Origin of the sequence: Neisseria polysaccharea, assembly GCF_963392925.1 — a bacterium.
Taxonomy (GTDB): Bacteria; Pseudomonadota; Gammaproteobacteria; order Burkholderiales; family Neisseriaceae; genus Neisseria; species Neisseria polysaccharea.
This window is the reverse complement of record NZ_CAUJNZ010000012.1, coordinates 47,018-55,219: the sequence shown is the minus strand read 5'-3', so window position 1 is coordinate 55,219 and position 8,202 is coordinate 47,018. Positions and strand designations below refer to the sequence as shown.

Here is an 8,202-nt window from a genome sequence, read left to right as displayed (position 1 = left end):
GCCCCCCCCCCCCCCCCCCCCCCCCGGCACAGGCGGCAAGGGCGGCGGCAAGCGGCAGTAAGGACAGGGCTTTGTATTTCATCGCATACTCAATCTTGATGATGTGTTAAGAATAGTTTTGATTATCAGTTTAAATGTTATATGATGTCAACTGTTTTATGGGGCGGAGCGGAAATCGGACGTGCCTGCGTTTGTCTGCCGTGTTTCTGCCTTTGTTTTTTATAGCGGATTGACAAAAACCGGTACGGCGTTGCCTCGCCTCAGCTCAAAGAGAACGATTCTCTAAGGTGCTCAAGCACCAAGTGAATCGGTTCCGTACTGTTTGTACTGTCTGCGGCTTCGTCGCCTTGTCCTGATTTTTGTTAATCCGCTATGTAGTTGGTTAAAATAAAACTAAGCCAAGGAAGCACTGCCGTCATTCCCGCGCAGGCGGGAATCCAGCCCCGTCGGTGCGGAAACTTATCGGATAAAACGGTTTCTTCAGATTTTACGTTCTGGATTCCCACTTTCGTGGGAATGACGGGATGTAGGTTCGTAGGAATGACGCGGTGCAGGTTTCCGTGCGGATGGATTCGTCATTCCCGCGCAGGCGGGAATCTAGACCTTAGAAGAACAGCAATATTCAAAGATTATCTGAAAGTCCGAGATTCTAGATTCCCGCTTTCGCGGGAATGACGAAAAGTTGCGGGAATGACGGTTCGGGCATTCCTTAAATCACCCGTGTATCGCTGTAAATCTTAGAGATGGCGGAATATAGCGGATGAACAAAAACCGGTACGGCGTTGCCTCGCCTTAGCTCAAAGAGAACGATTCTCTAAGGTGCTGAAGCACCAAGTGAATCGGTTTCGTACTGTTTGTACTGTCTGCGGCTTCGTCGCCTTGTCCTGATTTTTGTTAATCCGCTATAAATGTGAAATCCGCCCTTTGAAAATCGGGCGGCGGTTTTTTGCCTGCCCGCTTTCAGACGGCAAAGCCGGTTTTCACGGGTTTCTGCCTGTTTTTCGGATAGTTTGACGTGCTTCGGCGGCGTGTTTGCCGGAAAGGTAAATGACAGGGTATGTTGTATTTCAGATACGGCTTTTTGGTTGTTTGGTGTGCGGCAGGTGTTTCTGCCGCCTATGGGGCGGATGCGCCCGCGATTTTGGATGACAAGGCATTGTTGCAGGTGCAGCGGTCGGTGTCGGATAAGTGGGCGGAATCGGATTGGAAAGTTGAAAATGATGCCCCGCGCGTGGTTGACGGAGATTTTTTGTTGGCGCATCCGAAAATGTTGGAACATAGTTTGCGCGACGCGCTCAACGGCAATCAGGCGGATTTGATTGCTTCGTTGGCGGATTTGTATGCCAAGCTGCCGGATTATGACGCGGTTTTGTACGGCAGGGCGCGGGCTTTGCTGGCGAAATTGGCGGGAAGGCCGGCGGAGGCGGTGGCGCGCTATCGGGCGTTGCACAGGGATAATGCGGCAGACGAGCGGATTTTGCTGGATTTGGCGGCGGCGGAGTTTGACGATTTCCGGCTGAAGTCGGCAGAAAGGCATTTTGCGGAGGCGGCAAAATTGGATTTGCCGGTGCCGGTTTTGGAAAATGTGGGGCGTTTCCGGAAAAAAACGGAGGGGCTGACGGGCTGGCGTTTTTCGGGCGGCATCAGCCCGGCGGTCAATAGAAATGCCAATAATGCCGCGCCGCAGTATTGCCGGCAAAACGGAAGCGGGCAGATATGCAGTGTCAGCAGGGCGGAACGGGCGGCAGGGTTGAATTATGAAATCGAGGCGGAAAAGCTGACGGCGTTGGCGGATAATCATTATTTGTTGTTCCGTTCCAATATCGGCGGCACGAGCTATTATTTCAGCCGCAAATCGGCTTATGACGATGCTTTCGGCAGGGCGTATTTGGGTTGGCAGTATAAAAATGTGCGGCAGACGGTGGGGGTTTTGCCGTTTTATCAGGTGCAGTTGTCGGGCAGCGACGGCTTTGATGCGAAAACAAAACGGGTAAACAACCGCCGGCTTGCGCCGTATATGCTGGCGCACGGGGCGGGTGTGCAGTTGGCGCATTCTTACCGCCCAAACCCGGGATGGCAATTTTCGGTCGCGCTGGAACATTACCGCCAACGCTACCGCGAACAGGATAGGGCGGAATACAATAACGGCAGGCAGGACGGGTTTTATGTTTCGTCGGCAAAACGTTTGGGCGAATCGGCAACTGTGTTCGGCGGCTGGCAGTTTGTGCGGTTTGTGCCGAAACGCGAAACGGTGGGCGGCGCGGTCAACAATGCCGCCTACCGCCGCAACGCCGTCCATATCGGTTGGGCGCAGGAGTGGCGGCAGTTGGGCGGTTTGAACAGCCGGATTGCCGCGTCTTACGCCCACCGCAACTACAAAGGCATTGCGGCATTTTCGACGGAGGCGCAGCGTAACCGCGAATGGAATGTCTCGCTGGCTTTGAGCCACGACAAGTTGTCGTACAAAGGTATCGTGCCCGCGTTGAATTATCGTTTCGGCAGGACGGAAAGCAATGTGCCGTATGCGAAACGCCGCAACAGCGAGGTGTTTGTGTCGGCGGATTGGCGGTTTTGAATGGTGGGATAATGCCGTCCGAACCTTGTGAAAACAGGTTCGGACGGCATTTTTGCGCGTTCAGGCAAGGGCGGCGGCAAATACGCCGCGCAGGGCGTTGGAGAGGCGGATTTCTTCGGCTTCTTGCAGTGTTTTTTGTGTGATGTGTGTTTCAATCACTTGATTTGTGTGCAAATATTTTTTCGGTTCGTCCAATACGGCTTGGCGCATCACGCCGTTTAAAATGTCCAAATCTAAAGAGGGCGTGAGCCATTGTCCGCGATGTTTGACGAACACGTTGCTTCTGCCGCCTTCGAGCAGGATGCCGTCCGAATTGAAAAACAGGCTGTCGAACGCGCCTTGTGTTTCGGCGGTTTGCCACGCTTGGTCGAAGAGGGCGCGGTGTGTGGTTTTGAAGCGGCGCAGGTAGTTTTGTGCGGGCAGGATGGTCGGCGAAATGATGACGCGCTGTTTGTCGGTCAGACGGTTTAAAACGGCGCGGGACAGGCTGATGCCGTCTGAAGCGAGCAGGGCTTTGATGCGGAACGCGCCGTCGGGCAAGTCGGCGATGTATTGTTTGATTTGATTTTCGCAGCCGTCGGGCAGGGGCAGGTTGAGGGCGCGCGCGGCGGCTTTCAGACGGCATAGGTGGCGGTCGAGCAGGGCGCATTGCCTGTTTTCCGCGCGCAGGGTTTCAAAAATGCCGAAATCGGGGCGCAGTTCGTTGAGGAATCGGGCTTTCCAGCCGCATTCGCGATATTCGGCAGCGGGGTCGCTGTCGATGACGATGCCGGAACCGACACCGTACACGCCCCGATACGGCGGATTGGAGTCAAACGGATACGGCGTTGCCCCGCCTTGCCCTGCCGTTCGGGCTTGCGCGTTTGAATCCGGACCGCCGATGCCTGAAACAATGCCGTCTGAAGCCGGGTTTGAAGCGGGTTTGAGCGACAGGGTGCGGATAACGACGTTGAATATGCCTTCAAACCCCAAGCCGCCGGAACACGGGTTCAAATAGCCGATGCTGCCCGTATAAAGTCCGCGTGCTTCGGTTTCGAGTGTTTCGATAATCTGCATACTCATTTTTTTGGGCGCGCCGGTGATGCTGCCGCAGGGGAAGGCGGCGCGGAGGATGTCGGCGAACGAGGTGTGCGGCAGGGCTTGCGCTTGGATGGTGCTGGTCATCTGCCAAACGCTGCCGAAACGCGATACTTTAAACGGTTCGGGTACGCATACTGTGCCGGTTTGGGCGATTTTGCCGAGGTCGTTGCGCAGCAAATCGACAATCATCACGTTTTCGGCGCGGTTTTTCGGGTCTGCTTGCAACTCGGCGGCGCGGCGTTCGTCTTGTCCGTCGTTCAAAATCGGCGCGGTGCCTTTCATCGGTTCGGTGGCGACGATGCCGTCTGAAGCGATGTTGAGGAAGAGTTCGGGCGAGAAACACAGCGTCCACGCGGATTGCCCCTCCGCATCGGGCAGGTGGGACAAGACGGCATAGGGGACGGGCTGGCGCAGGCGTTGGTAAAGTTTGACGGGATTGCCGTAGGCTTGCAGGTGCAGGCGGGTGGTGTAGTTGATTTGATAGGTGTCGCCGCGCCGGATGGCTTCGTGGATTTGGCGGATATGGTCGAGGTAATCGGCTTCGGATACGGAGGATTGCGGCGTGGAAATGCCGGCGGGGAGGCCGTCTGAATGTTGGGCAAGCCAGCTTTCGGCATCGATGTCGGCGCAGTCGGCAAACCAGTGCAGGGCAAGATTGCCGCCGCGCTCGGACTCAACCCCCGTCAGCGGCAAACCGAATCCGTAGTCTGCAAACAACACGGCATGCAGCCCTTTTTGCCAGCCCTTTTGCAGCGTATCGTCCAGCAAATCCAGTTCCTTATAATGGAAAAAACGGCTTTCCACATGATTTTGACAGAGTTTTGCGCGGCCGCTTACGGCATCGTCAAACAGGGTGAAATAGGACATAGCAATCCGGGGCAAATGTTTTGATTATACGCCCCTTTTACACGGATTTTCAGACGGCGGGGCAAATTCGGGCAAAATGTAATTTTATGTAGAGAAAGCGGGGGCGAAGGTGTAAAATTGTGAAAACAGATTTTGTTTTCCAACCTGAACACAACCAAGGAGGCCTTTATGGCAGACCACCAGCTGCAACCGTTTGAAAACGTAGAATTGGGCGAAAAGCAAGACCAGCTCCAAGTATTTGAAAAAGCTGTTTTGGAACACGAAGGCAAAGGTTCTGCCGAAGATTCCGGCACTGCCCCGCTGCCCGAAAACTACCCCTACCGCAAACGTATGCGCCGCGCCGCCTACGAAGCCGAAAAAGCCAAACTGCAAATCGAATTGCTGAAAGTGCAAAGCTGGGTCAAAGACTCCGGCCAGCGCATCGTCAGCCTGTTTGAAGGCCGCGACGCGGCAGGCAAGGGCGGCACGATCAAACGCTTTATGGAACATTTAAACCCGCGCGGCGCGCGCGTGGTCGCTTTGGAAAAACCGACTGATACCGAACGCGGACAATGGTATTTCCAACGCTACATCCAAAATCTGCCGACTGCGGGCGAAATGGTATTCTTCGACCGCTCGTGGTACAACCGCGCCGGCGTGGAACGCGTGATGGGCTTCTGCGAACCCAACGAATATATGCTCTTTATGCGCCAAACCCCCGAATTAGAGCGTATGCTCGTTGCCAGCGGCATCCATCTGTTTAAATTCTGGTTCTCCGTATCCCGTGAAGAACAACTACGCCGCTTCATCTCCCGCCGCGACGACCCCCTGAAACACTGGAAACTTTCCCCCGTGGATATCCAGTCGCTCGACCGCTGGGACGACTACACCGAAGCGAAAAACGCCATGTTCTTCCACACCCATACCGGCGACGCGCCTTGGGTCATCATCCGTTCCGACGACAAAAAACGCGCCCGTTTGAACTGTATCCGCTACTTCCTGCATCAGCTTGACTATCCGGGCAAAGACGTGAAAGCCATCGGCAAAGTGGACGAAAAAATCGTTCTTGTTCCCGATACGCGCTACAAAGACAAAAACATCGACCTCGGTCATGACTGATTGCCGGTGAAGCAATAAAAATGCCGTCTGAACCTGAAAACGGGTTCAGACGGCATTTTCTATCAGGGTTTTAAAGCGGCATTAAATGTCGGTTTCCAGATAAACGACTTGGGTTTGCAGATATTCTTCCAAACCGTGTTTGCCGTCCGCGCCGCCGATACCGGATTTTTTCCAACCGGCGTGGAAACCCTGCATCGCTTCAAAGTTTTCGCGGTTGATGTAGGTTTCGCCGAATTGCAGGCGGCGGGTGACGTAGAAGGCTTCGTTTAAATTAGTCGTATAAACAGAACTGGTCAGGCCAAACTCGCAATCGTTTGCCAAGGCGATGACTTGGTCGAGCGTGTCAAAAGCGGAAACGGGCAGCACGGGGCCGAAGGTTTCTTCTTTCATAATGTCCATACTGTTGTCGGTGTCGGTCAGCAGGGTCGGCTCGAAGAAATAGCCGCGTCCTTCGGCGCGTTTGCCGCCGCAAACCAATTTCGCACCTTGTTTGACGGCGCGTTCCACTTTTTCGGCAACGGCTTTGACGGCGCGCTCTTCAATCAGCGGGCCCATTTCCAACGCGCCTGCTTCGGCTTCGGCAGGGTTGCCGTAGCGTACGCCTTTCATCGCGGCGGTCATTTTTTCAATGAACGCGTCTTTCAGGCTGCTGTGGACATAAACGCGCTCGGCGCAGTTGCAGATTTGACCGGTGTTGCCGACGCGCGAAGCCAAGATGGATTTCACTGCCAAGTCCAAATCCGCGTCTTTCAAAACGATGGCAGGCGCTTTGCCGCCGAGTTCCAGCGAAACTTTGGTAATGTTGGCGGAAGCGGCTTCCATCACTTGGCGGCCTGCTTCGACGGAGCCGGTCAGGCTGACCATATCGACTTGCGGATGGGCAGACAAGGCATTACCGATTTCCGCACCCGGACCGTTCACCACGTTGAACACGCCTGCGGGCAATCCGACCGCATCGACGATTTCGGCGAAGATGTGGCAGTTGATCGGAGTTACGCTGCTGGGTTTGACGACGATAGTGTTGCCCGTTACCAAGGCGGGGCCCATTTTGCGGGCAATCAGGAAGAAGGGGAAGTTCCACGGCAAAATGCCGGCGATTACGCCCAGCGGACGTTTGAACAATAAAATATTTTCACGCGGGCGGTCGCTTTGGATGATTTCGCCTTCGTAACGGCGCGCCCATTCGGCCTGGTAATCGAGATAGTCGGCGGTAAACATGACTTCCACGCGTGCCAAGTCTTTGGTTTTGCCACCTTCGGCAACGATGGTGTCGGTCAGCTCGTCGGCACGTTCGCGTATGCCTTGGGCGATTTTGCGCAAATACGCGCCGCGTTCGACCGCAGGCAGACGTTCCCAAGCCGGTTGCGCCGCGCGTGCCGCCGCCACGGCTCGGTCAACGTCCGCTTTGCCGCCTTTGGGTTCGCGGGCGATGGTTTCTTCGGTGGACGGGTTCAATACGTCGCGCCATTCGCCGTTGAAATCGTTTTCAAAGCGTCCGTTGATGTACATGGCCAATTGTTTCATTTCGGGTTCTCCAGTTTTGTAGTCAGATGTAGTTTTAGTTTATTCCCAAATAAATTACCGTACAAGTTTCTTTACACGCGGATTTCGGGTTTGAAATCAAATGCGGCTTACCGGTTTTCTTTTTTGGTTTCCGCAGGCGTGCTGCCGAAATATTGCCTGAATGCCTGAGTAAAGCTGGAAACGTGGCGGTAGCCGCATAAATATGCGGTTTCGCCTATGCTTTTGCCCCCGTTTTGCAACAGATAGAGCGCGTGCTGCATTTGTTTGTGGTGCAGCCACTCGCTTGCGGTAATGCCGAAATGGTCGCGCATACGGCGTTGCAGCGTCCTTTCGCTGATGTTCAGCGCGTCTGTCAGCCGGTTGACTTGGTGTGCGCCGCCGGCAAACGCGGCATTCAGGGTGCGGCTGAAGTCTTCAGACGGCATAGCGTCTGCTTCCGCCGTTTCTCCTGCCGCCGTCCCAATGCCGTCTGAAACCGTGTCCCACAAATCCGACAGCAGCCGCAAAACGTCTGCCTCGCGGCGCAATGTTTCGCCCAAATGCCCTCTTGGGGCAGGTTGCAGGCAAGATGCCGCCAAGCCGCGCAGATTTGGGGACAAATCCCATATTCTGACCGGTTCGCGGTAAAGCAGGGGTGTAAAACCCGCATACTCCGGACGCAGCAGCCATTGCTCCATACCTTTAATTGTCATTTTGACCGTTTTGCCGCCGCGATAAAGATAGCGGCTGAACAGGACTTCTTCCCCGACTGAAATCAGGATGACCTTGCCGCCGTCCGCATCGATTTGGAAGCGGCTCCGGTTGATGCCGAAGTCCAAAGAGCCTTCCAGCAACAGCACGAACGACACATAAGGTTCGGCGAGGCGGCTGCTGCAAAAATCGCACCGTGCCGTTACCGTACCGCCGTGGATGGAAATGCCGTTGGACAAAGTATCGAAACGGTAGCCGCCTTCCACATAGCTGCCGCCGCCGCTTTTGACCAGATTGACGAACCGGCTGCTGTTCAAATGTTCTGCTTTTTCCATAGTTTTCTGATAAAGGTTATCATTTGAAAGATA

Annotated in this window: 5 protein-coding genes; 2 read left to right on the top strand and 3 right to left on the bottom strand. The window is 54.9% G+C overall.

The window, feature by feature from the left end; all coding sequences use genetic code 11:
- Positions 1 to 1,057 precede the first annotated feature (1,057 nt).
- Positions 1,058 to 2,575, top strand: coding sequence for a surface lipoprotein assembly modifier (locus RDY34_RS08410; RefSeq protein WP_308184533.1), 1,518 nt, complete (start codon positions 1,058 to 1,060; stop codon positions 2,573 to 2,575).
- A gap of 60 nt (positions 2,576 to 2,635) precedes the next feature.
- Here RDY34_RS08410 and RDY34_RS08405 read toward each other — a convergent pair whose 3' ends face one another.
- Complete coding sequence (locus RDY34_RS08405; RefSeq protein ID WP_308184532.1) at positions 2,636 to 4,522, bottom strand: bifunctional chorismate-binding protein/class IV aminotransferase; 1,887 nt, start codon at positions 4,520 to 4,522, stop codon at positions 2,636 to 2,638.
- 168 nt (positions 4,523 to 4,690) lie between these two features.
- On the opposite strand from RDY34_RS08405, the gene ppk2 reads away from it, so the two are divergent.
- A complete protein-coding gene (gene ppk2 / locus RDY34_RS08400; RefSeq protein ID WP_118792395.1) occupies positions 4,691 to 5,620 on the top strand; it encodes a polyphosphate kinase 2 in 930 nt (309 codons plus the stop codon).
- An 81-nt stretch (positions 5,621 to 5,701) separates the two neighbouring features.
- Here the strand turns inward: ppk2 and aldA are convergent, their stop codons facing one another.
- Positions 5,702 to 7,144, bottom strand: a complete 1,443-nt coding sequence (gene aldA, locus RDY34_RS08395) for an aldehyde dehydrogenase (RefSeq protein WP_002219886.1) — start codon at positions 7,142 to 7,144, stop codon at positions 5,702 to 5,704.
- A gap of 107 nt (positions 7,145 to 7,251) precedes the next feature.
- Positions 7,252 to 8,169, bottom strand: coding sequence for a helix-turn-helix transcriptional regulator (locus tag RDY34_RS08390; protein WP_308074492.1), 918 nt, complete (start codon positions 8,167 to 8,169; stop codon positions 7,252 to 7,254).
- Positions 8,170 to 8,202: the final 33 nt, after the last annotated feature.

What these genes read in the sequence shown, in the direction of transcription:
- RDY34_RS08390 (WP_308074492.1), bottom strand. Translation starts at nt 8,169, where the DNA reads ATGGAAAAAGCAGAACATTTGAACAGCAGCCGGTTCGTCAATCTGGTC.
- ppk2 (WP_118792395.1), top strand. Translation starts at nt 4,691, where the DNA reads ATGGCAGACCACCAGCTGCAACCGTTTGAAAACGTAGAATTGGGCGAA.
- aldA (WP_002219886.1), bottom strand. Translation starts at nt 7,144, where the DNA reads ATGAAACAATTGGCCATGTACATCAACGGACGCTTTGAAAACGATTTC.
- RDY34_RS08405 (WP_308184532.1), bottom strand. Translation starts at nt 4,522, where the DNA reads ATGTCCTATTTCACCCTGTTTGACGATGCCGTAAGCGGCCGCGCAAAA.
- RDY34_RS08410 (WP_308184533.1), top strand. Translation starts at nt 1,058, where the DNA reads ATGTTGTATTTCAGATACGGCTTTTTGGTTGTTTGGTGTGCGGCAGGT.